The sequence below is a fragment of the Bacillus sp. JK106 genome (assembly GCF_053663355.1).
The window spans coordinates 434,230-459,122 of sequence record NZ_JBSJQC010000003.1 but is presented as its reverse complement, the minus strand read 5'-3'; the positions used below and the strand labels follow the sequence as shown (position 1 = coordinate 459,122).

At 47.1% G+C, this 24,893-nt stretch carries 28 protein-coding genes; 26 read left to right on the top strand and 2 right to left on the bottom strand.

Going from position 1 to position 24,893, the window contains the following annotated elements:
- Positions 1–22: 22 nt before the first annotated feature.
- Positions 23–979, bottom strand: a complete 957-nt coding sequence (locus tag ACWJJS_RS12625) for a DUF1385 domain-containing protein (RefSeq protein ID WP_454023622.1) — start codon at positions 977–979, stop codon at positions 23–25.
- 221 nt (positions 980–1,200) lie between these two features.
- Here ACWJJS_RS12625 and ACWJJS_RS12620 point away from each other — a divergent pair, with 221 nt between their 5' ends.
- The 26 genes from ACWJJS_RS12620 to spo0A all read left to right on the top strand — a co-directional run bounded on the left by ACWJJS_RS12620 (position 1,201) and on the right by spo0A (position 23,561).
- Positions 1,201–1,731, top strand: coding sequence for a YqhR family membrane protein (locus ACWJJS_RS12620; protein ID WP_003153121.1), 531 nt, complete (start codon positions 1,201–1,203; stop codon positions 1,729–1,731).
- 131 nt (positions 1,732–1,862) lie between these two features.
- Positions 1,863–2,924 carry a M24 family metallopeptidase gene (locus ACWJJS_RS12615; protein ID WP_070082103.1) on the top strand — a complete coding sequence of 354 codons (1,062 nt, stop codon included), beginning with the start codon at positions 1,863–1,865 and terminating at the stop codon, positions 2,922–2,924.
- 24 nt (positions 2,925–2,948) lie between these two features.
- Entirely contained in the window at positions 2,949–3,506 is a 558-nt protein-coding gene (gene efp, locus ACWJJS_RS12610; protein WP_003153123.1) for an elongation factor P, read from the top strand.
- 147 nt (positions 3,507–3,653) lie between these two features.
- The gene (locus tag ACWJJS_RS12605; protein ID WP_003153124.1) at positions 3,654–3,935 is read left to right on the top strand and encodes a YqhV family protein; all 282 of its coding nucleotides are present in this window, start codon (positions 3,654–3,656) and stop codon (positions 3,933–3,935) included.
- Between the two features lie 76 nt (positions 3,936–4,011).
- Entirely contained in the window at positions 4,012–4,935 is a 924-nt protein-coding gene (gene spoIIIAA, locus ACWJJS_RS12600) for a stage III sporulation protein AA (protein ID WP_015388013.1), read from the top strand.
- Complete coding sequence (gene spoIIIAB, locus ACWJJS_RS12595; protein WP_070082101.1) at positions 4,929–5,444, top strand: stage III sporulation protein SpoIIIAB; 516 nt, start codon at positions 4,929–4,931, stop codon at positions 5,442–5,444. Before spoIIIAA ends, spoIIIAB begins: the two co-directional genes overlap by 7 nt.
- A 22-nt stretch (positions 5,445–5,466) precedes the next feature.
- On the top strand, positions 5,467–5,673 hold the full coding sequence (spoIIIAC, locus tag ACWJJS_RS12590) for a stage III sporulation protein AC (RefSeq protein ID WP_003153142.1): 207 nt from the start codon (positions 5,467–5,469) through the stop codon (positions 5,671–5,673).
- A gap of 12 nt (positions 5,674–5,685) precedes the next feature.
- Entirely contained in the window at positions 5,686–6,075 is a 390-nt protein-coding gene (gene spoIIIAD, locus ACWJJS_RS12585; RefSeq protein ID WP_071392571.1) for a stage III sporulation protein AD, read from the top strand.
- 33 nt (positions 6,076–6,108) lie between these two features.
- Positions 6,109–7,317 (top strand): stage III sporulation protein AE, encoded by a 1,209-nt coding sequence (gene spoIIIAE, locus ACWJJS_RS12580; protein ID WP_003153145.1) that lies wholly within the window; start codon positions 6,109–6,111, stop codon positions 7,315–7,317.
- Positions 7,318–7,333: 16 nt separating this feature from the next.
- On the top strand, positions 7,334–7,954 hold the full coding sequence (gene spoIIIAF, locus ACWJJS_RS12575; RefSeq protein ID WP_172614819.1) for a stage III sporulation protein AF: 621 nt from the start codon (positions 7,334–7,336) through the stop codon (positions 7,952–7,954).
- The gene (gene spoIIIAG / locus ACWJJS_RS12570) at positions 7,947–8,639 is read left to right on the top strand and encodes a stage III sporulation protein AG (protein WP_003153148.1); all 693 of its coding nucleotides are present in this window, start codon (positions 7,947–7,949) and stop codon (positions 8,637–8,639) included. Before spoIIIAF ends, spoIIIAG begins: the two co-directional genes overlap by 8 nt.
- Before the next feature lie 3 nt (positions 8,640–8,642).
- Positions 8,643–9,293 carry a SpoIIIAH-like family protein gene (locus tag ACWJJS_RS12565; protein WP_003153150.1) on the top strand — a complete coding sequence of 217 codons (651 nt, stop codon included), beginning with the start codon at positions 8,643–8,645 and terminating at the stop codon, positions 9,291–9,293.
- A gap of 153 nt (positions 9,294–9,446) precedes the next feature.
- Positions 9,447–9,926, top strand: coding sequence for an acetyl-CoA carboxylase biotin carboxyl carrier protein (gene accB / locus ACWJJS_RS12560; RefSeq protein WP_454023621.1), 480 nt, complete (start codon positions 9,447–9,449; stop codon positions 9,924–9,926).
- A gap of 14 nt (positions 9,927–9,940) precedes the next feature.
- Positions 9,941–11,293, top strand: coding sequence for an acetyl-CoA carboxylase biotin carboxylase subunit (gene accC / locus ACWJJS_RS12555; protein ID WP_007408348.1), 1,353 nt, complete (start codon positions 9,941–9,943; stop codon positions 11,291–11,293).
- 21 nt (positions 11,294–11,314) lie between these two features.
- Positions 11,315–11,722: an Asp23/Gls24 family envelope stress response protein gene (locus ACWJJS_RS12550; RefSeq protein WP_003153156.1), complete on the top strand. Its 408-nt coding sequence runs from the start codon at positions 11,315–11,317 to the stop codon at positions 11,720–11,722.
- 264 nt (positions 11,723–11,986) lie between these two features.
- Positions 11,987–12,379 (top strand): transcription antitermination factor NusB, encoded by a 393-nt coding sequence (nusB, locus tag ACWJJS_RS12545; RefSeq protein ID WP_061890719.1) that lies wholly within the window; start codon positions 11,987–11,989, stop codon positions 12,377–12,379.
- An 11-nt stretch (positions 12,380–12,390) separates the two neighbouring features.
- Entirely contained in the window at positions 12,391–13,242 is an 852-nt protein-coding gene (folD, locus tag ACWJJS_RS12540; protein ID WP_146277157.1) for a bifunctional methylenetetrahydrofolate dehydrogenase/methenyltetrahydrofolate cyclohydrolase FolD, read from the top strand.
- A gap of 123 nt (positions 13,243–13,365) precedes the next feature.
- The gene (gene xseA, locus ACWJJS_RS12535; protein WP_077722585.1) at positions 13,366–14,712 is read left to right on the top strand and encodes an exodeoxyribonuclease VII large subunit; all 1,347 of its coding nucleotides are present in this window, start codon (positions 13,366–13,368) and stop codon (positions 14,710–14,712) included.
- Positions 14,709–14,963: an exodeoxyribonuclease VII small subunit gene (locus ACWJJS_RS12530; protein ID WP_061890718.1), complete on the top strand. Its 255-nt coding sequence runs from the start codon at positions 14,709–14,711 to the stop codon at positions 14,961–14,963. Before xseA ends, ACWJJS_RS12530 begins: the two co-directional genes overlap by 4 nt.
- Positions 14,953–15,843 carry a polyprenyl synthetase family protein gene (locus ACWJJS_RS12525; protein WP_454023620.1) on the top strand — a complete coding sequence of 297 codons (891 nt, stop codon included), beginning with the start codon at positions 14,953–14,955 and terminating at the stop codon, positions 15,841–15,843. The genes ACWJJS_RS12530 and ACWJJS_RS12525 overlap by 11 nt, the downstream gene beginning before the upstream one ends.
- A 143-nt stretch (positions 15,844–15,986) precedes the next feature.
- A complete protein-coding gene (dxs, locus tag ACWJJS_RS12520) occupies positions 15,987–17,888 on the top strand; it encodes a 1-deoxy-D-xylulose-5-phosphate synthase (RefSeq protein WP_024085592.1) in 1,902 nt (633 codons plus the stop codon).
- Complete coding sequence (locus tag ACWJJS_RS12515; protein WP_003153172.1) at positions 17,885–18,730, top strand: TlyA family RNA methyltransferase; 846 nt, start codon at positions 17,885–17,887, stop codon at positions 18,728–18,730. Before dxs ends, ACWJJS_RS12515 begins: the two co-directional genes overlap by 4 nt.
- Before the next feature lie 94 nt (positions 18,731–18,824).
- Complete coding sequence (ahrC, locus tag ACWJJS_RS12510) at positions 18,825–19,274, top strand: transcriptional regulator AhrC/ArgR (RefSeq protein WP_003153173.1); 450 nt, start codon at positions 18,825–18,827, stop codon at positions 19,272–19,274.
- Between the two features lie 31 nt (positions 19,275–19,305).
- Positions 19,306–21,036 (top strand): DNA repair protein RecN, encoded by a 1,731-nt coding sequence (gene recN, locus ACWJJS_RS12505; protein WP_102421902.1) that lies wholly within the window; start codon positions 19,306–19,308, stop codon positions 21,034–21,036.
- A gap of 163 nt (positions 21,037–21,199) precedes the next feature.
- Positions 21,200–22,480 carry a SpoIVB peptidase gene (spoIVB, locus tag ACWJJS_RS12500; RefSeq protein ID WP_007408360.1) on the top strand — a complete coding sequence of 427 codons (1,281 nt, stop codon included), beginning with the start codon at positions 21,200–21,202 and terminating at the stop codon, positions 22,478–22,480.
- A 280-nt stretch (positions 22,481–22,760) separates the two neighbouring features.
- Positions 22,761–23,561: a sporulation transcription factor Spo0A gene (gene spo0A / locus ACWJJS_RS12495; RefSeq protein ID WP_003153177.1), complete on the top strand. Its 801-nt coding sequence runs from the start codon at positions 22,761–22,763 to the stop codon at positions 23,559–23,561.
- 147 nt (positions 23,562–23,708) lie between these two features.
- Here the strand turns inward: spo0A and alr are convergent, their stop codons facing one another.
- Positions 23,709–24,890, bottom strand: a complete 1,182-nt coding sequence (gene alr, locus ACWJJS_RS12490; RefSeq protein WP_454023619.1) for an alanine racemase — start codon at positions 24,888–24,890, stop codon at positions 23,709–23,711.
- Between the last annotated feature and the right edge of the window lie 3 nt (positions 24,891–24,893).

Below are 24,893 nucleotides of genomic sequence, written 5' to 3'. Positions count from 1 at the left end.
CCAAAATAATAACGGTAACGGTTCAGATTACGTTGTGAGACGGCTTTTCGCTCTGTTCTGAAATGTCTTCCAGTCTGAGAAGCTCGTTAAAGCTTTCTATGGCAACCTCGACCTGATCATCCGCCGGTTCCTTTGTCGTCAAAAGCTGCAGCCACAGGCCGGGGTAACCGAGCACTTTCAAAACGGGGATATTCCGCACTCTGTTCGTCAGCTGGAGCACTTCAAAGGAGATGCCGAGAACGACCGGTATAAGCGCAATCCTGTCTAAAATCCGCACCCAAAGCGGATCTGTCGGAACAAGTAAATAGACGAACATGCCGACAATGATCGTAAATAAAATAAAGCTTGAACCGCAACGGTAATGAAGCCGTGACTGTTTCTGAACATTTTCTATTGTAATTGGCAAATTCTGTTCATAACAGTTTATGACCTTATGTTCGGCTCCATGATATTGAAACACTCTTTTAATTAACGGCGTCATTGATAAAAAATAAATGTAGCTGAGAAGCAGAATCAGCTTAAACAGACTTTCGATTCCGATCTGCGCGGCGTCTGAGGAAAATACGGGCCTTACAAGCTCCGCTAAGAAGACCGGGACGAGCGTAAAAACGAATTTGCTGAACAAAAACGACAGAACGCCGATCACCGCCAGGCTGAAAAACATCGATAAGCCGGAACCCTTCTTATCTTCCTGCTCCAGCTTGGCGTCATCCTGAGGATCAAGCCCGTAACGTTCGCTGGAAAAGTTTAAATGCTTTGTGCCGTTGGCGCTCGCCTCAATGATGGCGACGATTCCCCGCAAAAAAGGAATCTTTTTTAAAGCCGAAAGCTTGGCGTTCGGCACTCTCGGAAGCTTGAAAAAATCAATGCTTCCGTCATTCCTGCGGATGGCGGTAACATAATTTTTTCTGCCGCCGAACATTACCCCTTCAACGACAGCCTGCCCGCCGTATGCAGGGGGCGTTTTTTGTTTGGACATTGTTTATCAACCTGCCTGTTTTCTTAGGATTTACTAACCATTTCCTTTCACTCTATTGTACAGGAAACCGCGGTAAACCTCTAGTTAGACAGCCGGAAAATCAATGCTTTTTCTACATGCAGTATACCCCGTTTCTTTAGATTTTACTCATTGAATGAAAATATGGCGCAGCTTTTTATGACTTTTTAATTTTTGGGCAGTCTATGACTGGAGGTGCCATGATGACAAGCGAAAAACATTCAGAACAGGAAGAAAAAAAGAAGCAGGATGATGATCAGCAGCCTGTTTCATTTACCGGCAGAATTTGCGGTATCGGATTTGCCGGCGGTGTATTTTGGAGTTTGATCGGCTATCTCGGGTATGTCTTTCATTTTTCAGAGATCAGCCCCAACATGATTCTTCAGCCGTTTATGATCGGAGAATGGAAAAAACAATGGCTAGGCACGATGGTCAGCATCGTTGTCATCGGATTCATTTCAATTGCCGGGGCGTTTATTTATTTCGTCTGCCTGAAGCGTTTTAAAACCATGTGGCCGGGGATGGTGTACGGCGTCATTTTATGGTGTGCGGTTTTTTTCTTATTCAATCCGATTTTCGAAGATGTGAAATCCGTCACTGAATTGAAATCAGATACAATCGTGACGACGCTTTGCCTTTACATTCTGTACGGTTTGTTTGTCGGCTACTCAATTTCCTTCAACTACAATGAACTTACGTCAGACAAGCTTGCAAGGGCGCTCGGCAACAAGTGAATAAGTGTATAATCCCTGTCCGGTATGGTAAAATGTTCACGAGAAGTGAACATTTTTTGTGCTGAAAACCGGGCGGGGATGCTCCCGCGTTGTCAGGCGGCAGTCAAGAATCGGCGAGGAGGAGAAAGGGAATGAAACTTGAGAAATTGCGAAATCTTTTCGGTCAGCTGGATATAGACGGAATGTTGGTGACAAGCTCCGCCAATCTGCAGTATATGACGGGATTTACGGGTTCGTCAGGCCTTGCGGTCATATCGAAAGAACGTGCGGCATTTATCACGGATTTCCGTTACACCGAGCAGGCGAAGACGCAAGTGAAGGGTTTTGACATTATCGAGCACGGCGGTAGCTTAATCCAAACGGCTGCGGATACGATTCTTGAGTACGGCGTTAAAAAACTCGGCTTCGAGCAAAACAGCATGACGTACGGAACATATGCATCCTACCAAGCGGTGCTGCAGGAAGCGGAGATGGTTCCCGTCGCGGATTCCGTTGAAAAGTTGCGCTTGATTAAGTCAAGTGAAGAGATTAAGATATTAGAGGAAGCTGCGAAGATTGCGGATGATGCGTTTGAACATATTCTGACGTTTATCAAACCGGGCATCTCAGAGATTTCAGTTGCAAACGAGCTCGAATTTTATATGAGACGTCAAGGAGCAGACGGCTCTTCCTTTGATATGATCGTCGCCTCGGGAGTCAGATCCAGCCTTCCCCACGGAGTGGCAAGCGGCAAATTGATTGAAAAGGGAGACTTGGTCACGCTTGATTTCGGCGCTTATTATAAAGGCTATTGTTCTGATATCACACGCACCGTCGCGGTCGGAGAGCCAAGTGATAAACTGAAAGAGATTTATCAAGTCGTATACGATGCCCAAGCGCTTGGTGTCCTGCATATAAAACCCGGCATGACGGGAAAAGAAGCGGATGCCCTGACGAGGGATCATATCACCGCAAAAGGCTACGGACAGTATTTCGGCCATTCGACAGGACACGGGTTCGGAATGGAAGTCCATGAATCACCGGGGCTGTCTTTCAGGTCATCGGCCGTTCTTGAGCCGGGCATGGCGGTAACGGTTGAGCCGGGCATATACATACCGGATGTTGGGGGCGCAAGAATCGAAGATGATATCATCATCACTGAGGACGGCAACCGGACAATTACGCATTCCCCTAAAGAATTAATTATTTTGTGATCGGAATATAGGAGGACATCAAACATGATTTCAGTTAACGATTTTCGTACAGGACTAACGATTGAAGTAGACGGCGGCATTTGGCGCGTCGTTGACTTTCAGCACGTAAAACCGGGAAAAGGAGCGGCATTTGTCCGTTCTAAATTGCGTAACCTGCGCACGGGCGCTATTCAGGAGAAAACATTCCGTGCAGGTGAAAAAGTCGCGAAAGCTCAAATCGAAACAAAAACGATGCAGTATCTTTATGCCAACGGCGATCAGCACGTGTTCATGGATACAAGCTCATATGAACAGCTTGAATTGAACGAAAACCAAATCGAAGAAGAATTGAAATACCTTCTGGAAAATATGTCTGTGCATATCATGATGTATCAGTCTGAAACGCTCGGTATTGAACTGCCGAACACAGTTGAACTGAAAGTTGTTGAAACAGAGCCGGGAATTAAAGGCGACACGGCGTCAGGCGGCACGAAACCTGCCAAAACGGAAACAGGCCTTGTCGTAAACGTACCGTTCTTCGTGAACGAAGGCGATACGCTGGTTGTAAATACATCAGACGGTTCTTACGTGTCAAGAGCGTAGTTAAAGAAATTCGGAGTCTGCTCCTTTTACGGGGCAGGCTTTTTTTGCGTTCTGCCTCAGAATCTTTCTTCTATATGAAAATAGTGAGACTACTTCCGTCAGCTAGAGCATATAGTGTAACAAAATGCTTGAAGTTGGGGGATTGCAATGAAATTTTTGTTCGGTTCAATCAATTCTACTGTTTTAACGATGGCCGGTTTACGAGTTTTGTCCTCGCTCATTGAATTATCGGCCGCTATTATCATGCTTTTGACAAACGACATCAGAAAAGCGGTTGTGGTGAATAGTATTTTGGCAATCGTCGGCCCTCTGATCTTTATCATCACAATGACGATCGGCATTTATCAGATTGCCGGACAGCTCTCATATGCAAAATTAATATTGATTTTTGCGGGGGTGGTGCTGATTTTGGCCGGTGTGCATAAATAGAGGGCCGGGGTGTCATAAAGTCTGTCCCGGATCATACATTTTAAAGAAGCCAATCGGTAAAAAGGAGGAGACTCTATTGAATGAAATTACAGAGGTTCTCCCTGAATTATTGAGAGATGCCATCTCCGCCGTGCCCGAAGAAGCAAGGCGGGATACAGAAGAAATCAGAATCCGGGTCGACAGGCCGGTTGAACTGATCCAAAAAGGACAACCTTTGTATTTGTCATATGTGTGTACGGCCGGCGACGCACAGCTGATCCTCAGCCGGCTCAGCAATTACAGTATGTACACGCTTGAAGAAGAGCTGAAAAAAGGATACATCACAATCAGAGGAGGCCACCGTGTGGGGCTGGCCGGAAGAGTCATCGTCGAAAACGGAGCCGTCAAAGGACTCCGGGATATTACTTCTTTTAATATCCGAATCGCCCGGGAGAAGCTGGGGATCGCAGAACCGCTCATTCCTTTCTTATGGAAAGAAAACTGGCTGAACACGCTGATCATCGGTCCTCCGCAAACGGGGAAAACGACCTTGCTTCGTGATTTGGCCCGGCTTTCCAGCACCGGATCAAAACGCATTCCGGCAAAAAAGACAGGTATCGTAGATGAACGGTCGGAAATTGCCGGCTGCCTGCGGGGCATTCCCCAGCACAGTTTCGGCCGCAGAGTCGATGTCCTTGATGCCTGTCCGAAGGCGGAAGGGCTGATGATGATGATCCGTTCTATGAGTCCTGATGTCATAATTGTGGATGAAATCGGGAGAATGGAAGACTCACAAGCGCTGCTGGAGGCGCTCCATGCGGGCGTATCCGTTATCGTCTCTGCGCACGGATGGAATATGAAAGACTTGGTCAAGAGGCCGTCGCTGAAAATGCTTTGGGAGGAAAACGTGTTTGACCGGTATGTTGAACTGTCAAGGCACCGCGGTCCGGGAACGATCAGCAGGATGTACGGAAAGGACGGAGAACCGGTTCCGCATGCTGAAAGCGTGATGACATGCTGAAGCTTTTGGGTGCCGTGTTCATTCTGACGGCGACGACATGGACGGGATTTGAGATCGCCAAAATGTATATTGAAAGGCCGAGGCAGATCCGTCAGCTGCGCGCGGCGCTCCAATCGCTAGAAGCGGAAATCATGTTCGGGCATACACCGCTGCACATAGCTTCGGGACAAATTGCCGCACAGCTTTCCGAACCTGTATCGTTATTGTTTCTAGCTTTCAGCAGAAGGCTTGAGCAGGGAAGCGATTCCGCCAAAACGGCTTGGGAACAGAGCTTGAAACATAACTGGCCCTCCATGGCGATGAAAAAAAGCGAATACGATGTGCTGAAGCAATTCGGAGAGACGCTCGGGCTCCATGACCGTGTTTCTCAGCAGAAACATATCAAGCTTGCGCTTACACATTTGGAAGCGGCGGAAGCGGATGCCGGACGGGCGCAGGCGAAAAATGAAAAAATGGTGAAAAGCTTAGGATTTTTAGCCGGACTGTTACTCATTCTTCTATTGATGTAAACATGAGGGGAGCAAACATAAAATGGGAGTCGACGTAAATGTCATTTTTCAAATCGCCGGAGTCGGTATCGTGGTTGCGTTTCTGCACACCATACTTGACCAAATGGGAAAAAAAGAATACGCCCAATGGGTGACGCTGCTTGGCTTTATCTATATTTTATTTATGGTGGCGACGATTGTCGATGACCTGTTCAAAAAGATCAAAGCTGTGTTTCTATTCCAAGGATAGGGGGGCTTACAGATTGAGATTGTTCAAATTGTAGGTTTAGGCCTGATCGCCACATTTCTCTCCCTGATCGTGAAAGAACAGAAACCGACTTTCGCGTTTATGATTGTCGTCTTCAGCGGCTGCGTGATCTTTCTCTATCTCATCGATCAGATTTACGACATTATCAGAATGATAGAAAAAATAGCCGTCAATGCAAATGTCAATATGGTCTATGTGGAAACCATTTTAAAAATTATCGGCATCGCCTACATCGCTGAATTCGGTGCGCAGCTGACAAAGGATGCGGGCCAGGGAGCGATTGCTTCGAAAATAGAGCTGGCCGGAAAAATTTTGATACTGGTAATGGCCGTGCCGATACTCACCGTCATTATTGAAACGATTCTCGGACTTATTCCTTCTTGATCATCAATAAAATGGAAAGGGGGGGCACAAAAAATGAAGCGCTTTCGGTGGGCGGGGGCTTTTTTGTTCATCCTCTTATTTTTTCAGACTGAATGTGTACAAGCTGCCGGAACAGACGGTGCGTCGCAGGAAACCGCAGTTCACCAAGAATCCGCTGATGAAGTGGCGAAAAAGCAGGCTGAAGCGCTGAAAACAGAAGGCATCGGAAAGTTTTGGGACGACATCATGACAGAATACGGCGGTCTTCTGCCTGAAAGCCAAAAGGGAAGCATCATCGACTTTATTAACGGAGAAAAAACGTTCTCGCCGGAGGCATGGCTGAAGGCTTTATTTTCATACTTGTTTCATGAAGTGCTCGCAAACGGAAAGCTCCTGGGAACTTTGATTCTTCTCACCATTTTTTGTGTCATTCTGCAGCTTTTGCAAAATGCGTTCCAGCAGAGCACCGTCAGCAAAGTGGCTTATGCAATCGTCTACATGGTGCTGATTATTCTCGCTTTAAACAGCTTTCATGTTGCCGTCAATTATGCCAGTGAAGCGATCCAGACGATGACAAGTTTCATTCTCGCGCTCATCCCGCTTTTACTCGCGCTTTTGGCGTCTTCTGGGGGAGCCGTCTCCGCAGCTTTTTTTCACCCCGTTATTTTATTTCTGATGAATACGAGCGGCCTTCTCATTCAAAACATTGTCATGCCGCTTATCTTCCTGTCAGCGATTTTAAGCATCGTCAGCACGATGACGGATCAATATAAAGTCACGCAGCTTGCCAATCTGCTCAGAAATATCGCGATCGGCGCGCTTGCCGTATTTCTCACCGTGTTTCTCGGCGTCATCTCCGTACAGGGGGCTTCGGCTGCCGTGACGGACGGGATTACCCTCAGGACTGCAAAATTTATCACAGGCAATTTTATTCCCGTGCTCGGCCGGATGTTTACGGATGCGACGGATACGGTCATCAGCGCCTCGCTCCTATTAAAAAACACCGTGGGAATCCTAGGAGTCGGAATTTTGATCTGCATCTCCGCGTTTCCGGCGATTAAAGTGCTCTCGCTCGCTTTTATTTATAAGCTCGCGGCCGCTATTCTGCAGCCGCTCGGAGGCGGGCCCGTCATTACGTGCCTCGGCGTCATCAGCAGAAGCGTGCTGTATATTTTCGCGGCGCTCGCCATCGTCTCTCTCATGTTTTTCCTCAGTATTACAGTCATTATTACAGCAGGCAACCTCACCATGATGATGAAATAAAGGAGGCCCATTGGATATGAGCTTTTTAACAGAATGGCTGACAAGCATTATTTTATTTATCTTATTCGCCATCGTCATCGACATGCTGCTGCCAAGCTCCAGTATGCAAAAATACGCCAAGATGGTTGTCAGCCTGCTGTTAATCATTGTCATGCTCAACCCGATCTTCAAACTTTTCAAAACAGACCCGGAAATCATCTTCGATTATTTGACAAAACAAGAGCAATCTCAATCCGCTGATATAAAAAATCAAATCAAATCAGAAAAAAAAGAAATACAAGCATCAAACCGCGCATATGTTTTAGAAGAAATGGCTGTCCAACTAAAAAAGAAAGCGGAGGAGATGTTCAGTCATGACGAATACAAAATAGACGACATCCGCCTTACAGCGGAAGAACAGGTTCGTTCAGAAGAAGATGTAAGAACGATCAGCGTGTATATGGCCCCATCTTCTGAAAAAACCGTGCAAACCGTCGCACCGATCGACATCCGCACAGACCGCAAATACGAACCGGAAGGCGCAGCCGAAAAAAAAGAGGCCGCAGACATCAAAGAAAAACTTGCGGATATATGGGAAATCGGCAGTGAGAAAATTACGGTTTATATGGAAGGCGGGGAGAAAAACGGCCATGAATAAAAACGGACTATGGACCATACTCAAAAAACAGCTGATGATCGGACAGGCGAAAGACGGAGAAAAACCAAAACTGACAAAATATCATTATTTTCTGTTCGTGTTTGTGCTCGGGGTATCTTTTATGCTGGTGAGCCAGCTGTTCTCTTCACCGGAGAAAACCGGGAAGGACCAAGCGGCGCAGACCGTCATGTCCGGCCGAACGGAAGACAAAAGCGGGCAAAAAAGCGCACCCGTTTTTAAGGCATCGAAAGACAGCAGCGCCAAAAACACGATCGATGATTATGAAAGAGACTATGAAAACCAGCTTAAAGAAATCCTTGAAACGATTATCGGCGTGGAGGATGTATCAATTGTCGTGAACGTAGACGCAACATCTTTGAAAGTGTTTGAGAAAAATAAAACGAAAAAAGACACCACCACCGAAGAAACCGATAAAGAAGGCGGCAAAAGAAGCGTAACCGATCAAACCTCAGAGGAGCAAATTGTCATGATTCGAAACGGGGATCAGGAAACCCCGGTCGTCGTCCAGACGAAAAAACCCGATATCCGCGGTGTACTCGTTGTCGCTCAGGGAGTGGACAACGTTCAAATAAAAAAAACCATCATTGATGCCGTCACAAGGGTGCTTGATGTTCCGAGCTACCGTGTAGCGGTTGCCCCTAAAAAAATCAAGGAGGATTCATAAATCATGCTGAAAAAACAAACGGTTTGGCTTTTAACAATGCTCAGTCTCGTCGTGGTATTAAGTGTTTATTATATTATGTCGCCGGAAAGCAAAAATGCCGTGCAGATGAAAAGCGAAAAAAGCAGCGGAGAAGTGGCAACTGAAAAAACGCCGGCTCCTGAAACGAAAGATAAGAACGGAAGCGGCACGGATAAAGAAGACGGAACAAAAGGAACGAAAGATTCTAAAGGCACAAAAGAGGATAAAGAAACATCCGCCGAAGCATCGGACAAAGACGGATCGGTCGCTACAGAAACAGCTGATGAAAACTTATTTACCGCATACCGCATGGAGCTTGAAGACGCGAGAAGCAAAGAAAGGGAACAGTTAAACAGCATAGTTTCAAGCGATGATGCGACCGCGAAGGAAAAAAGCGAAGCCTACGATAAAATGACGGCGCTGAGCAATGCTGAAGGGACGGAAAAACAGCTGGAAACGCTGATTAAAACACAAGGCTACAAAGATGCGCTCGTGGATGCTGAAGGAGACAAAATCAACATTACGGTCATGTCTGACAAACATTCAAACGCAAAAGCTTCCGCTATCATTGACCTGGTGGAAAAAGAAATCAAGACGATGAAAGACGTCGCCGTCACGTTTGAACCGACAAAATAAGAGATCTCCACCGCCCGCACCTGCTGCGGGCTTTTCTGATGTCATTTTAGATCAGTGTTGAATTTACACAAGCGCTCCTGTAAGATAAACATAGTATGTACTTTTAGTAGCAACCCATAAATTTCTATTTTTTATACATAGGAGTGGAAACTGATGTTAAAAATCAACGAAATTCATGAACTGATAAAAAGAATCGATGAATCTTCCATCGACGAATTCGTTTACGAAATCGAAGGCGTAAGCCTCAAACTGAAAAAAAATGAAGCGCCGGCAGTGAATGTAACGGGACAAGCCCAAGCCGTTCCCGCCGCTTACGCACCTGCTCCGCAGGCTGCAAAACAGGAAGCGCGTGAAGCCGCTCCTGTTCAGGAAGCGCCGAAACAAGACGAAAACCTGCACAAAATTACGTCTCCGATGGTCGGAACGTTTTATGCTTCTTCATCGCCGGAAGCCGGCCCTTACGTAAACCAAGGTTCAAAAGTGAGCGAAAATACAGTTGTTTGTATCGTAGAAGCAATGAAACTCTTTAACGAGATTGAAGCCGAAGTAAAAGGAGAAATCGTTGAAGTGTTAGTTGAAAACGGCCAGCTGGTCGAATACGGACAACCTCTATTTCTTGTAAAAGCTGAGTAAGGAGACCTGCTATTATGATTAAAAAGCTATTGATCGCCAACCGAGGAGAAATCGCCGTCAGAATCATCCGGGCCTGCAAAGAGCTGGGCATTGAAACTGTAGCCGTTTATTCTGAGGCAGATAAAGATGCCCTGCATGTCCAAATGGCCGATGAGGCTTTTTGTATCGGGCCGAAAACATCAAAAGAAAGCTATTTAAATGTAACGAACATCGTCAGCGTCGCAAAGCTGACCGGCACGGATGCGATTCATCCGGGATACGGGTTTTTAGCTGAAAACGCCGACTTTGCCGAGCTGTGCGAGGAATTGAACGTAACGTTTGTCGGCCCTACGGCTGACGCCATTTCAAAAATGGGAACAAAAGATATCGCGCGCGACACGATGCAGCTGGCCGGCGTGCCGATTGTGCCCGGTTCAAAAGGAATTATAAAAAATACGGAAGAAGCGGTTTCGCTTGCAGGTGAAATTGGGTATCCTGTCATTATAAAAGCCACTGCGGGCGGAGGCGGAAAAGGCATCCGGGTCGCACGCACAGAAGAAGAACTGATCAAAGGCATTGAGATTACCCAGCAGGAAGCCGCTACGGCATTCGGAAATCCGGGTGTGTACATCGAGAAGTACATAGAAGATTTCCGCCATGTTGAAATTCAGGTGCTTGCGGATAATTACGGAAACACGATCCATCTCGGAGAGCGTGACTGTTCTATCCAAAGACGTCTGCAAAAACTTCTTGAAGAGTCACCGTCACCTGCGCTTGATTCTGAAATCAGGGAGCAGATGGGCGAAGCTGCGGTAAAAGCAGCGAAGGCCGTCGGTTACACGGGAGCCGGCACAGTAGAATTCATTTATGACTACAGAGAACAGCGCTACTACTTCATGGAAATGAACACGCGTATTCAAGTAGAGCACCCTGTCACAGAAATGGTGACGGGAACGGATCTGATCAAAGAACAGATCAAAGTGGCATCCGGACAGGAGCTTTCGCTCAGACAGGAAGACGTTGAATTTAACGGCTGGGCGATTGAATGCCGCATCAATGCTGAAAATCCTGCGAAAAACTTCATGCCTTCACCCGGTAAAATTAACATGTACCTGCCGCCGGGCGGACTCGGCGTACGCGTGGATTCAGCCGCATATCCCGGCTATTCGATCCCGCCGTACTATGACAGTATGATTGCTAAAGTCATCACATACGGAACAACGCGTGATGAGGCAGTCGCACGGATGAAACGCGCGCTGAGCGAATTCGTGATTGAAGGTATTGAAACGACGATTCCGTTCCATCTGAAACTGCTTGAGCACGAAACATTTGTCAGCGGAGAGTTTAATACAAAGTTTTTAGAAACATATGATGTAATGGGCTCATAATTTTTGCGGGAGGTGAATTGAATGGAAGACAACAGTGTGCTTAAAATGGATCATGATGAGGCTCATTTAGGCAAGGTTGAAATTGCTCCTGAGGTCATTGAAGTCATTGCCGGCATCGCCGCTTCCGAAGTTGAAGGAGTTGCTGAAATGCGCGGCAATTTCGCCACCGGCGTCGTAGAGCGCTTCGGCAAAATCAATCACGGTAAAGGCGTAAAGGTCGATTTAGCCGATGACGGGATTACCATCGACGTCTATTGCGTCGTTCAATTCGGGATCTCGATCCCGAAAGTGGCGGCAAGCGTTCAGGAGAATATCCGCCAAACCTTATTAAACATGACGTCTCTGACCATTAATGAAATCAATATTCATATCGTCGGCATTCAATTTGACACGAAAGCCCAAGAAGTCGAAATCGACGAAGAAATGTAATGAGCGTATAAAAACCAAGGGGATGGGCAGCCCTTTGGTTTTTTATACGTTTCCCGTCATTTCAGGCATGAAGAAAGCCGGCTTACAAACGGCAGCCGAGTTTCTTCATGCTGTGAAATCCGAATGAAATTAATACGGTTTGTGAAAATATTCGGCATTAGGGTGAAAAAACCTAAATTTCGACATGCGATTGAGAAAAAAATATGTTATGATCTCTTTAAGCTTAACGACAAGCGGATAAAGCGGATCTGAAGGAGAAAGAAAATGAAAAGAAGAACAGCTAGAGAAAAAGCTTTGCAGGCACTTTTTCAGATTGATGTCAGCGATATTGCACCGAACGATGCCATTGAGCACGCGCTTGATGGTGAAAAAACAGATGCCTTCTTTGAACAGCTGGTGTACGGAGTGATCGAACATCAGGTTCAGCTTGATGAAATGATTTCCGGCCATCTCGTCAATTGGAAGCTTGACCGGATTGCAAACGTAGACCGCGCGATCCTGCGTCTGGCGGTGTATGAAATGGTTTATACTGACGACATTCCTGCTAACGTGTCATTAAACGAAGCAATCGAGCTGGCAAAACGGTTCGGCGACGATAAAGCTGCAAAATTCGTAAACGGGGTTCTTTCTAACATTAAAACTGATATCGAATCATAGGAGGAAAGAAAATGACTGCAACAATCATCGACGGAAAAGAAACGGCTAAAGAAAAACGCGAACAATTGGCAAAAGAAGTAGAAGAGCTGAAAGCACAAGGCGTAGTGCCTGGTTTGGCGGTCATTTTAATCGGAGACGATCCCGCTTCTGTTTCATATGTGACAGGCAAGAAAAAAGCCGCTGAAACAATGGGAATGAAATTTAAGCTTGACCGCTTTGACTCAAGCTTAACCGAGGCGGAGCTTTTAACAGTGATTGATCAGTATAATCAAAATCCGGAATTCCACGGCATTCTCGTCCAGCTGCCGCTCCCGGATCATATTTCTGAAAAAGCCGTAATCGAGCGGATCTCTCCCGATAAGGATGTTGACGGTTTCCACCCTCTCAACGTCGGGAAAATGCTGCTTGGCGAAGATACATTTCTTCCATGCACGCCGCACGGAATTGTCGAGTTATTGAAAAAGACGAACGTAGATCTTTCCGGCAAAGAAGTTGTTGTAGTCGGACGAAGCAATATTGTCGGTAAACCGGTCGGCCAGCTGCTGCTGAACGAAAACGCGACCGTCACATATTGCCATTCCCGCACGAAAAATATGGCTGAGCATACGAAAAAAGCAGATATTCTTGTGGTAGCGGTCGGTAAAGCGAATTTCATCAAAGCCGATCAAATCAAAGAGGGCGCCATTGTCATTGATGTCGGCGTCAACCGTCTCGAAAGCGGAAAACTCTGCGGAGACGTTCAGTTTGATGAAGCGAAAGAAAAAGCATCTTTCATTACACCGGTGCCGGGCGGAGTAGGTCCGATGACCATCACAATGCTTGCGCATAATACTGTTAAATCTGCCAGACGTACGTTATCATAGATAACCGGAGACAGTCACAAAAAGTGTGACAATGAGCACGATACCCGCTTCTTAAGGCTCCTTTCAGCCAGAGCGGGTTTTCTTAGTTTAGGGCAAAAAGCCTTTATGAAAGGAGTGCAGGATGTGAGTGAAGCGGCATATGTCACGGTTTCCGCGCTGACCAAATACATTAAACGAAAATTCGATGTGGACCCTCATCTTGAAGACATTTGGATTAAGGGTGAGCTCTCCAATGTTAAAATTCATACGAGAGGCCACATCTATTTTACATTAAAAGATGAGCATGCCCGCATGCAGGCCGTCATGTTTCAAAGACAAAGTTCGAGGCTTGCGTTTAAGCCCGAGGACGGAATGAAGGTCATCGTAAGAGGCGGCATCTCCGTCTATGAACCGAGCGGAAGCTATCAGCTGTACGCGAAAGAAATGCAGCCGGACGGTGTGGGGGCGCTCTACTTAGCATATGAAGAATTAAAGAAAAAACTTGCCGGCGAAGGGTTGTTTGATGACCGGCATAAGCAGGCCATCCCCGCTTTTCCGGCTACGATCGGGGTCGTCACGTCACCGACGGGAGCAGCCGTCAGAGACGTCATTACCACACTCAAAAGAAGATACCCCCTTGTGAAAGTCATTGTGCTTCCCGCGCTCGTTCAAGGTGAAAATGCCAGCAGATCGATTGTGAAGCGCATTGAAGAAGCCAATGCACAAAAAATGTGTGACGTCCTGATCGTCGGAAGGGGAGGGGGCTCGATCGAAGAATTGTGGGCATTTAACGAAGAAATCGTGGCCCGGGCGATTTTTGCTTCCGCCATTCCGATTATATCAGCCGTCGGACATGAAACAGATTTTACAATCAGTGATTTCGTCGCGGATATCCGGGCGGCAACGCCGACAGGAGCGGCAGAAATCGCCGTCCCCCACACGACGGACTTAATGGAACGGACAAAAACGGCGGAAGTCCGCCTGACAAGAGCGATACAGCAGCATATCAGCAAGAAAAAAGAACGGGTTCAATCGCTCCAGTCATCCTACGCGTTCCGTTTTCCGAAACGATTGTATACCCAAAAAGAACAGCAGTTTGATCTTTTGTATCAGCAGTTCCAATCACAGCTCACAGGGCTTACGGACAGGAAACAAAGGCAGCTGGAGCGGAATACGTACAGATTAACGGCGCTCCACCCTGAAACCCAACTGAAACAGGCGAAAAAACGGTACGAGGAGCGCTCAAATCAGCTCGCCCGAAGCATGAATGTCCAGCTGAAGCAGCTTCATTCGCAGTTTCAGACGGTTCTTGGTAAACTGAATGCATTAAGTCCCCTTCAGGTGATGGAGAGAGGATACAGTCTGGCCTATAAAGACAAAGAGCTGATCAAAAGCGTTGATCAAGTGGAACAAAATGATACGCTTGAAGTAAAGATGACAGACGGCGTTCTGACGTGTGAAGTATTGCAAAAGAGAGGCGAACGAAAATGACAGAAACCAAAAAAAGTGAAGAGCTGACATTTGAAGAGGCGATGAAAGGCCTTGAAGGCATTGTGGCAAAGCTTGAAGAAGGAGACGTGCCGCTTGAGCAGGCGATTAATTATTTTCAGGAAGGGATGGCCCTTTCAAAAATGTGCCATGAAAAGCTTCAGCATGTCGAAAAGCAAATGGACTTTATTTTAAAAGATAACGGCGAACTTGCACCTTTCAGCGTTCAGGAGGAAGAAGAAGGTGACAAATAAACTGGACGCATTTTTAGCATCGCGCAAACAACTGATTGAACAGCAGCTTTTTTTGTATACGGAACGGCTTGCGATGCCGGAAATCCTCAAAAAATCTATGCTGTATTCTTTGGAAGCGGGCGGAAAGAGGCTGCGTCCCCTCGTCGTCTTAGCCGTTCTGAATGCTTACGGAAAAGATGAAAAAGACGGGATTCCGGTCGGATGCGCTGTCGAAATGATTCATACGTATTCCTTAATCCATGATGATCTTCCTTGCATGGACGATGATGATCTGCGCCGGGGAAAGCCCACAAACCATAAAGTCTTCGGAGAAGCGGCAGCCGTATTGGCCGGAGACGGGCTTCTGACAGAAAGCTTTAAATTGATCACATCTCACGTGTCTGAGGCGGTTTCAGCAGAAAAACGGCTCCGTCTCGTCGATGAGCTGATCAGCGCGGCAGGAACGGAAGGAATGGTCGGCGGGCAGGCTGCCGACATGGAAGCGGAACAAAAGCGGATAACGCTTGAGGAGCTGGAATCCATCCACGAGCGGAAAACGGCCAAGCTCCTCGGTTTTTCCGTGACGGCGGGCGCCATTTTGGCAGATGCGCCGGAGGATGAAGTCGAAAAGCTGCGTCTGTTCAGCAGCCATATCGGCATCGGATTTCAAATCAGAGATGACATCCTTGATATTGAAGGGCATGAGGAGAAGATCGGCAAACCGGTCGGCTCAGACACGTCGAATGATAAGTCAACGTATCCGTCGCTTTTAACGCTAGAAGGCGCGAAAGAGAAGCTGGCGTATCATATCAGCGAGGCGAAACGGATCATCAGCGGCCTTTCTCTTCAGAAAGAACTGCTGCATGACCTCTGTGATTTAATCGCGGCGAGAGATCATTAAAAACGGTCCTGATTTGAAGGGGCTGCCGCTCCTATGGTAAAATGTAAGCAGTTTCGATGAAAATACAAAGGGAGTCTTTTTCTTTTTTCAAAAAGACACTGTTTAATTTGCAGAAATTCATGCTGAAAGTGAGTTGATCCGCTTTGGATCTTTTATCAATACAGGACCCGTCATTTCTTAAAAAGATGTCAATTGAACAGCTGGAAGAGCTGAGTGAGGAGATCCGCAATTTCCTCATCACATCGCTGTCTGCCTCTGGCGGCCATATCGGGCCGAACCTCGGGGTTGTCGAGCTGACAATTGCGCTTCACAAAGAATTTGACAGTCCGAAAGATAAATTTTTATGGGATGTCGGACATCAGTCCTATGTTCATAAACTGTTAACCGGGCGCGGCAAGGAGTTTGAAACCTTGCGCCAATATAAAGGGCTTTGCGGTTTCCCGAAACGCAGCGAAAGCGAACATGACGTATGGGAAACAGGCCACAGCTCAACATCGCTCTCAGGCGCGATGGGAATGGCTGCCGCCCGTGATATTAAAGGATCGAAAGAATATATCATCCCGATTATCGGAGACGGCGCTTTAACCGGAGGAATGGCGCTTGAAGCGCTGAACCATATCGGTGATGAGAAAAAAGATATGATCGTCATTCTGAATGATAATGAGATGAGCATTGCGCCGAATGTCGGGGCGATTCATTCTATGCTGGGACGGCTTCGCACGGCCGGCAAATATCAATGGGTGAAAGACGAGCTTGAATATTTATTTAAGCGCATCCCGGCCGTCGGCGGAAAATTGGCCGCCACAGCGGAACGGATAAAAGACAGCTTAAAATATATGCTTGTGTCAGGTATGTTTTTTGAAGAGCTGGGCTTTACGTATTTAGGCCCGGTTGACGGTCATTCCTACCACGAACTGTTTGAAAACCTGCAATACGCCAAAAAAACGAAAGGCCCTGTCCTTTTACATGTCATTACGAAAAAGGGCAAAGGCTATAAACCGGCTGAGACCGACACAATCGGCACATGGCACGGAACGGGTCCTTATAAAATCAATACGGGTGATTTTGTCAAACCGAAAGCCGCGGCGCCTTCATGGAGCGGACTTGTCAGCGGCACCGTGCAGGAGCTGGCGCGCGAGGATGACAGAATTGTCGCGATTACACCGGCTATGCCGGTCGGCTCTAAGCTTGAAGGATTTGCGAAAGAATTTCCTGAGCGCATGTTTGACGTCGGAATCGCAGAACAGCATGCGGCGACAATGGCCGCGGGAATGGCGCTTCAGGGTATGAAGCCGTTTCTTGCGATCTATTCGACCTTTTTGCAGCGGGCGTACGATCAGGTCGTCCATGATATCTGCCGTCAAAACGCGAATGTATTTATCGGCATTGACCGCGCCGGTTTGGTCGGCGCTGACGGGGAGACGCATCAAGGCGTCTTTGACATCGCCTTTTTGCGGCATATACCGAACCTCGTTTTAATGATGCCGAAGGATGAAAATGAAGGCCGCCATATGGTCAATACAGCCCTTTCCTATGAGGAAGGTCCGATCGCGATGCGCTTCCCGCGCGGAAACGGGCTCGGCGTTAAGATGGATAAAGAGCTGAAAACCATTCCGATCGGAACATGGGAAGTGCTCCGTCCCGGAAAAGACGCGGTCATTTTAACATTCGGTACGACCATTGAAATGGCGCTTGAAGCGGCTGAAGAACTGCAAAAAGAAGGCCTGTCCGTGCGTGTCGTGAATGCGAGGTTCATAAAACCGATTGATAAACAAATGATGAAGGCCATTCTTAATGAAGGTCTGCCGATTTTAACGATAGAAGAAGCCGTGCTTGAAGGCGGATTCGGCAGCACGATTCTTGAATACGCTCATGACCTCGGCATGTATCATACACCGATTGACAGAATGGGCATCCCAGACCGGTTTATTGAACACGGCAGCGTAACCGCCCTGCTTGAAGAAATCGGTCTCACGAAGGCTGAGGTTATGAACCGGATAAAACTGCTGATGCCGCCGAAGACACATAAAGGAATTGGATCATGACAGCAAAAAAAGAACGATTAGATGTACTTCTTGTAGAAAAAGGCCTTGCGGAAACGCGGGAAAAAGCGAAACGCGCCATTATGGCGGGCATCGTATACTCAAATGAAAACCGATTGGACAAACCGGGTGAAAAAATCGCCCGGGATCTTCCGTTAACGGTAAAAGGAAACCCTCTTAAATACGTCAGCAGAGGCGGATTAAAGCTTGAAAAAGCCCTGGAAGTGTTTCCTGTCTCGGTAAAAGGCAAAACGATGATTGACATCGGCTCGTCTACAGGGGGATTCACGGATTGCGCCCTCCAAAACGGAGCTGAGCGGTCCTACGCAGTGGATGTCGGCTATAATCAGCTTGCTTGGAAGCTCAGACAGGACGAGAGGGTCGTCGTCATGGAACGGACGAATTTCCGCTATTCCGAGCCTTCCGATTTCACAGAGGGTTTGCCGGAATTTGCGACAATCGATGTTTCTTTCATCTCACTCCGCCTCATTCTGCCGGTTTTAAAAACGCTGCTTGTACCGGGGAGCGATTGTATCGCACTGGTGAAGCCGCAATTTGAAGCCGGACGGGAATCCGTCGGAAAAAAAGGCATTGTCAGAGATCCCGGCGTTCATGCTGACGTTCTCCGCCGCATGAATCAATTTGCAGCTTCTGAAGGATATACAGTGAAAGGACTGTCCTTCTCACCGATTACGGGGGGAGACGGCAATATTGAGTTTCTGCTTCATTTGGAATGGGGCGGAGAAGACGGAAACGGCGCTGAACTGCCGGAAGAAGACATTCTCCGTACCGTCCGCGAAGCACATGAGACATTAAAAGCCAAAAAGACAGATGTACCGGAATAATAGGGGGCTATTATTCCTTTTTTCTGCCATCATGTACTTTTTATCAAGAAGCGGTTAACATAATGACAAACAGCTTGAAAACAGAGGTGCTTACATGACAAAAGGCCAAAGGCATATAAAAATCAGAGAGCTTATTACAAGCCATGAGATTGAAACGCAGGATGACTTAGTTGACATGCTGAGAGAAGAAGGATATAAGGTAACCCAGGCGACTGTCTCCAGAGACATTAAAGAGCTGCATCTCGTAAAGGTGCCGACGAACAACGGCTCCTACAAATACAGCCTGCCGGCGGATCAGCGGTTCAATCCGCTGTCAAAACTGAAGCGTTCATTAATGGATGCGTTCGTAAAAATTGACTCAGCAAGCCATATGATCGTATTAAAAACGATGCCGGGGAATGCTCAGGCAATCGGCGCTCTGATGGATAATCTCGAATGGGAAGAAATCATGGGCACGATCTGCGGAGATGACACGATCTTAATCATCTGCAGGACGCCTGAAGATACGGAAGGCGTACAAAGCCGTCTTTTGGAGCTGCTGTAGCGTAATTATCAGATAAAAGGTGGAATGCTGTTTGTTAGCTGAACTATCAATAAAAAACTTTGCCATTATAGAGGAACTGACGATTTCGTTTGAACGGGGGCTCACCGTCCTGACGGGAGAAACAGGGGCCGGCAAGTCAATTATTATAGACGCCGTTTCCCTATTAGTCGGCGGCCGCGGCTCGTCTGAATTTGTCCGTTACGGTGAAACAAAGGCCGAGCTTGAAGGACTGTTTCTATTGGACAGCGGTCATCCCGTTTTTGAAGTATGCCGTGAGCAGGGAATAGACGCATCTGACGACATGATTGTCATGAGAAGGGACATCAATGCCGGAGGAAAAAGCGTCTGCCGTGTCAACGGAAAATTAGTGACGATTGCGGCTTTAAGGGAAATCGGCAGACTTTTATTAGATATTCACGGACAGCATGATAACCAGCTGTTAATGGAGGACGACAAACACTTGGAGCTTTTGGATAAATTTGCGGGCGTTGAGGCCGAATCCGCGCTTCAGGCTTACCATGAAGGCTATGAGCGTTATATGAAGCTGCTCAAAAAAGTGAAGAAGCTGTCAGAAAGCGAGCAGGAAATGGCGCATCGGTTAGACCTGATTCAATTTCAGCTTGAAGAAATCGAGTCGGCGAAGCTTGAATTGAATGAAGACGAACTTCTTCAGGAAGAGCGGAAGCAGATATCCAACTTTGAAAAAATTTATGAATCATTGCAAAACGCCTATAATGCGCTCCGCAGCGAGCAGGGGGGGCTTGACTGGGTCGGAATGGCCTCTGCTCAGCTTGAAGATATTTCGGATATCAATGAACCGCTGCAAAAGCTGTCTGAAAGTGTGTCAAGTTCCTATTATCTGCTGGAGGATGCAACCTTTCAGATGCGCAATCTGTTAGATGATCTGGAATATGATCCGGAACGGCTGAATTTTATTGAAACCCGTTTAAATGAGATCAAACAGCTGAAGCGCAAATACGGAGCGACGGTAGAAGACATTTTGGAATACGGATCTAAAATAGAAGAGGAAATCGATCAAATCGAGAACCGCGACAGCCACCTTGAAGCCCTGAAGAAGGAATTGGAGTCGGTCGGCAAAGATGTGGCCGTAGAAGCCGCCAATTTATCAAAAATCAGAAAAGCATGGGCCAAGAAACTGGCGGAAGCGATTCATCAGGAATTACAAAGTCTGTATATGGGCAAATCAACGTTTGATACGGAATTTCTCGTGAAAACCGATCCGTCAGCCAGTGAAGCACCGGTTGTCAACGGGCAGCCCGTGCAGCTTACCCAAAAGGGGATTGACCTTGTGAAGTTTTTAATTTCAACAAACACCGGTGAGCCTTTAAAACCGCTGTCAAAGGTCGCTTCCGGAGGCGAGCTTTCAAGGGTGATGCTGGCGATGAAGAGTATTTTTTCTTCCCAGCAGGATGTCACCTCCATCATCTTTGACGAAGTGGACACCGGTGTAAGCGGGCGGGTTGCCCAAGCCATCGCGGAAAAAATCCATAAAGTATCGACCGGTTCACAGGTGCTCTGCATTACACACCTGCCCCAGGTTGCCGCCATGGCGGATACGCACCTTCTGATCGCAAAAGAATTCAAAGACGGACGGACGACAACGCATGTCACGCCGCTTTCCAAGCAGGATAAGGTAGCGGAAATCGGCCGTATGATTGCGGGTGTTGAAGTGACCGAGCTGACGAAGCGGCATGCACAAGAGCTTTTAAAACAGGCCGGACAGGTAAAAACGACAGGATAAGCTGCTGATACAGGCAGCTTATTTTTTTGTTCCATTTCTCTAACAGTGTATCCAATGTTTTTCTTCGTATGCCGGTTATAAATCAAGCGCAGGAAGGCAAAAGTATAGATGTAGCAGAAAAAGAAAGTGGTGTGGGATAGGAGCGAGGAGAGTGAAGGAATGAATGCACGATAACATGAGGAAAGCAATAGGTGTAATTCTCCTTGTTTCTTTACTAAGTGTAGGCTTTTTTAAGCCGTTTAAAGAATATTTACTGATACCGTCAGAAATGAGCGTCTTTGAAAACCAGACTCAGGCCGTTCCGGTCAATGCATCAATAAGCGCTGAAAAGGGCGAATTATCAGAAGCCTTTACGCTGAAAGAAGAGCACGGTCATGCAAACATAACAGGGCAAACACAAGGCCGGTCAGAAGTAGTATATGATCTTGCCGGGTTTCCCATTAAAAAAACGAAAGTGCGTGTCCTTCCAGAATTGAAGGTCATTCCGGGCGGACAGTCCATCGGTGTAAAACTGCATTCAGTCGGTGTTTTGGTCGTCGGTTTTCACCAGGTGATGACAAAGGATGGGAAAAAGTCTCCGGGAGAACAAGCGGGTATTGAATCTGGCGACATCATTATTAAAATGAACGGACATAAAATTGAAAAAATGAGCGACATCGCCCCGTTTATTCAAAAAGCGGGCAAAACCGGTGAATCTTTGGATTTATTGGTGAAACGCGATAAGCAAAAAATCAAAACAAAGCTGATTCCGACAAAGGACGAAGCCGAGGGGAAATATCGAATCGGCCTTTATATCCGCGATTCGGCAGCCGGCATCGGCACCATGACATTTTTTGAACCGAAAACAAAAAAATACGGCGCATTGGGCCACGTCATCTCTGATATGGATACAAAAAAACCGATTGTTGTAGAAGACGGAGAAATCGTCCGTTCTACTGTAACATCGATTGAAAAAGGAAAAGGCGGCAATCCCGGCGAAAAACTGGCAAGGTTTTCGTCAGAACGGAAAACAATCGGCGATATTAACCGCAACAGCCCGTTCGGCATTTTTGGGACACTGCATCAGCCGATTAAAAACAACATTTCCGACAAAGCGCTTCCGATTGCTTTGTCAAATGAAGTAAAAAAAGGACCTGCGCAAATGCTGACGGTTATCGAAAACGATAAAGTAGAGAAATTTGATATTGAAATCGTCAGCACCACGCCGCAAAAATTCCCGGCGACAAAGGGAATGGTGTTGAAAGTGACAGATCCGAAACTGCTGAAAAGAACCGGCGGAATCGTTCAGGGGATGAGCGGAAGCCCGATCATTCAGAACGGAAAGGTCGTCGGAGCCGTAACCCACGTATTTGTCAATGATCCGACAAGCGGCTACGGCGTTCATATCGAATGGATGCTGTCTGAAGCGGGTGTTGATGTTTACGGGAAAGACAAAGCAAGCTGACTGCCGGATGATCCGGCAGTTTTTTTATGTGATGCGTTCTTCACTTCTTTCCTGGATTCATGTAAAATAAGACATGAAGATTTTTCGACAAATTCACGTTTCCTGATTTGTCAAACTTAATTTTTAGTCGAAAAACCTAGAAAATGCTAGAAAAACAAAGATATACCACTATTATTGGTAAATATGGATTTTTTAAAAGGGGAAGTAGTGGTTTTGTCGAATGTAACATATAGCAGTCAAATGGGTTGCGTCCTGTTAATACATTGGGGGAGGAAGAAACGTGGAGAAAATTAAAGTTTGTGTTGCTGATGATAATCGAGAGCTTGTAAGCCTGTTGAGTGAATATATAGAGGGACAGGATGATATGGAAGTGATCGGCGTTGCTTATAACGGACAGGAATGTCTTTCTTTGTTTAAAGATAAGAATCCCGATGTGCTCGTTTTAGACATTATCATGCCGCATCTGGACGGACTTGCGGTTTTGGAGCGTCTGCGGGAATCAGAGCTCGAGAAGCAGCCGAACGTCATCATGCTGACGGCATTCGGTCAGGAAGACGTTACGAAAAAAGCCGTCGATTTAGGCGCGTCCTATTTCATCCTGAAGCCGTTTGATATGGAAAACCTTGTCGGCCATATCCGCCAGGTAAGCGGAAATGTCAGCAGTGTCACACACCGTGCGCCGTCCGCGCAAAGCAGCATTATCCGCAGCCAGCCGGAGCCGAAGCGGAAAAATCTCGATGCCAGCATTACAAGCATTATCCATGAGATCGGTGTGCCTGCCCATATCAAAGGCTATCTTTATTTGCGTGAAGCCATTTCCATGGTGTATAACGATATTGAACTCCTCGGCAGCATCACAAAAGTCCTTTATCCCGACATCGCCAAAAAATTCAACACGACCGCAAGCCGTGTAGAACGGGCCATCCGCCACGCCATTGAAGTCGCATGGAGCAGGGGAAATATTGATTCCATTTCTTCACTGTTCGGGTATACGGTAAGCATGACAAAAGCAAAACCAACCAACTCGGAGTTCATCGCGATGGTTGCTGACAAGCTGAGATTGGAGCATAAAGCTTCGTAACGCAAGCCTTTGGCTAAATGTCTTTTTGCGCCTTCTATTCCGTGCATGAACGCGGAAGAGAAGGCGTTTTGAGATTTTGCTGACGAAAACAATGGGAACCACTCACGCTGGTACTTGTTCTATACATAAATGCGGGAACTATGGCGTCTATACGTATAATACCGGAGCTGATATTTTAATGATTTTGCCGTCTCTGAAATAAAAGCGGGGGATGCGGCGGCTTAACACTGACAGGACTTCGTAGCTGATCGTACCGAGCATTTCGGCAATTTCATCAACGGAAATCTCGGCTTCTTTTTGTTTGCCGTAGATGACGACTTCTTCTCCTTGTTTGCCCTCATTCTCACCTAAACTGACCATTATCATATCCATTGTCACTCTCCCCGCTACCTGCACCCGTCTGCCGCGGTGCAGAATAAACCCGCGGTTGGACAGGGCGCGGGAGTAACCGTCAGCATAGCCGATCGGAATCGTCGCGATGATTTCACCCGGTTCGGCGATATATGTGGCACCATAACTGACGGTCCGGGGATCTGTCACCATGGCTTTCACATAAGCGATACGCGCCTTTAAACTTAGTGCGGGCGTGAGATCCACGAGGCTCAGCTCCTTTATCGAGGCGGACGGATATAAACCATATAACCCAATGCCTAAACGGATCATGTCGGTGCTGAATTCCGGGAATGCGATAGCGGCGGCTGTATTGCACATATGCACGGTAGGCAGCGTAATGTCTTGATTTTTTAAAAAGCGGAGGAAGCTGATAAACTTTTCGTGCTGCAGCATCGTCAGCTCAGTGTCCGGTTCATCCGCTGTTGAAAAATGTGTAAAGATGCCATCCCATGACAGGTATGTACTCGACTTGAGCGCTTTCACCACTGCTAAAAGATCTTCTTCCGTGCGCACACCCAGCCGGCCCATTCCGGTATCCACATTGATATGAATGGACAGCCGTTTCGAATCTGCTTCTTTTTCCAATATCCGATTCGCTTTTTTGATCCAGCTGACCTGAAACGCTGATAATGTGATGTTCCAAACGGCAGATTTTTTCACACAGCTGAGAGCTGTGAAGCCGAGCACGAGAATAGGTGCCGTAATTCCCGCTCTCCGTAACACAATTCCCTCTTCGACGCTTGCGACAGCAAGCTCGCTCGCCCCGCTTTCCAGTGCCTGCCGCGCTACTTCCACAGAGCCGTGGCCATAAGCGTTCGCTTTTACGACGGCCATAATTTTAGACGTATTCGGAATATGGCGGCGGATCGCCCGTACGTTCTTTTTTATCGCATCAAGGTCAACTTCAATCCAAACTTCCCGGCAAAGTTTTTTCATCAC

Coding starts and splice junctions, on each gene's coding strand:
- ACWJJS_RS12625 (WP_454023622.1), bottom strand. CDS start 979: ATGTCCAAACAAAAAACGCCCCCTGCATACGGCGGGCAGGCTGTCGTT.
- ACWJJS_RS12620 (WP_003153121.1), top strand. CDS start 1,201: ATGACAAGCGAAAAACATTCAGAACAGGAAGAAAAAAAGAAGCAGGAT.
- ACWJJS_RS12615 (WP_070082103.1), top strand. CDS start 1,863: ATGAAACTTGAGAAATTGCGAAATCTTTTCGGTCAGCTGGATATAGAC.
- efp (WP_003153123.1), top strand. CDS start 2,949: ATGATTTCAGTTAACGATTTTCGTACAGGACTAACGATTGAAGTAGAC.
- ACWJJS_RS12605 (WP_003153124.1), top strand. CDS start 3,654: ATGAAATTTTTGTTCGGTTCAATCAATTCTACTGTTTTAACGATGGCC.
- spoIIIAB (WP_070082101.1), top strand. CDS start 4,929: ATGCTGAAGCTTTTGGGTGCCGTGTTCATTCTGACGGCGACGACATGG.
- spoIIIAC (WP_003153142.1), top strand. CDS start 5,467: ATGGGAGTCGACGTAAATGTCATTTTTCAAATCGCCGGAGTCGGTATC.
- spoIIIAE (WP_003153145.1), top strand. CDS start 6,109: ATGAAGCGCTTTCGGTGGGCGGGGGCTTTTTTGTTCATCCTCTTATTT.
- spoIIIAF (WP_172614819.1), top strand. CDS start 7,334: ATGAGCTTTTTAACAGAATGGCTGACAAGCATTATTTTATTTATCTTA.
- spoIIIAG (WP_003153148.1), top strand. CDS start 7,947: ATGAATAAAAACGGACTATGGACCATACTCAAAAAACAGCTGATGATC.
- ACWJJS_RS12565 (WP_003153150.1), top strand. CDS start 8,643: ATGCTGAAAAAACAAACGGTTTGGCTTTTAACAATGCTCAGTCTCGTC.
- accB (WP_454023621.1), top strand. CDS start 9,447: ATGTTAAAAATCAACGAAATTCATGAACTGATAAAAAGAATCGATGAA.
- accC (WP_007408348.1), top strand. CDS start 9,941: ATGATTAAAAAGCTATTGATCGCCAACCGAGGAGAAATCGCCGTCAGA.
- ACWJJS_RS12550 (WP_003153156.1), top strand. CDS start 11,315: ATGGAAGACAACAGTGTGCTTAAAATGGATCATGATGAGGCTCATTTA.
- nusB (WP_061890719.1), top strand. CDS start 11,987: ATGAAAAGAAGAACAGCTAGAGAAAAAGCTTTGCAGGCACTTTTTCAG.
- folD (WP_146277157.1), top strand. CDS start 12,391: ATGACTGCAACAATCATCGACGGAAAAGAAACGGCTAAAGAAAAACGC.
- ACWJJS_RS12530 (WP_061890718.1), top strand. CDS start 14,709: ATGACAGAAACCAAAAAAAGTGAAGAGCTGACATTTGAAGAGGCGATG.
- ACWJJS_RS12515 (WP_003153172.1), top strand. CDS start 17,885: ATGACAGCAAAAAAAGAACGATTAGATGTACTTCTTGTAGAAAAAGGC.
- ahrC (WP_003153173.1), top strand. CDS start 18,825: ATGACAAAAGGCCAAAGGCATATAAAAATCAGAGAGCTTATTACAAGC.
- spoIVB (WP_007408360.1), top strand. CDS start 21,200: ATGCACGATAACATGAGGAAAGCAATAGGTGTAATTCTCCTTGTTTCT.
- alr (WP_454023619.1), bottom strand. CDS start 24,890: ATGAAAAAACTTTGCCGGGAAGTTTGGATTGAAGTTGACCTTGATGCG.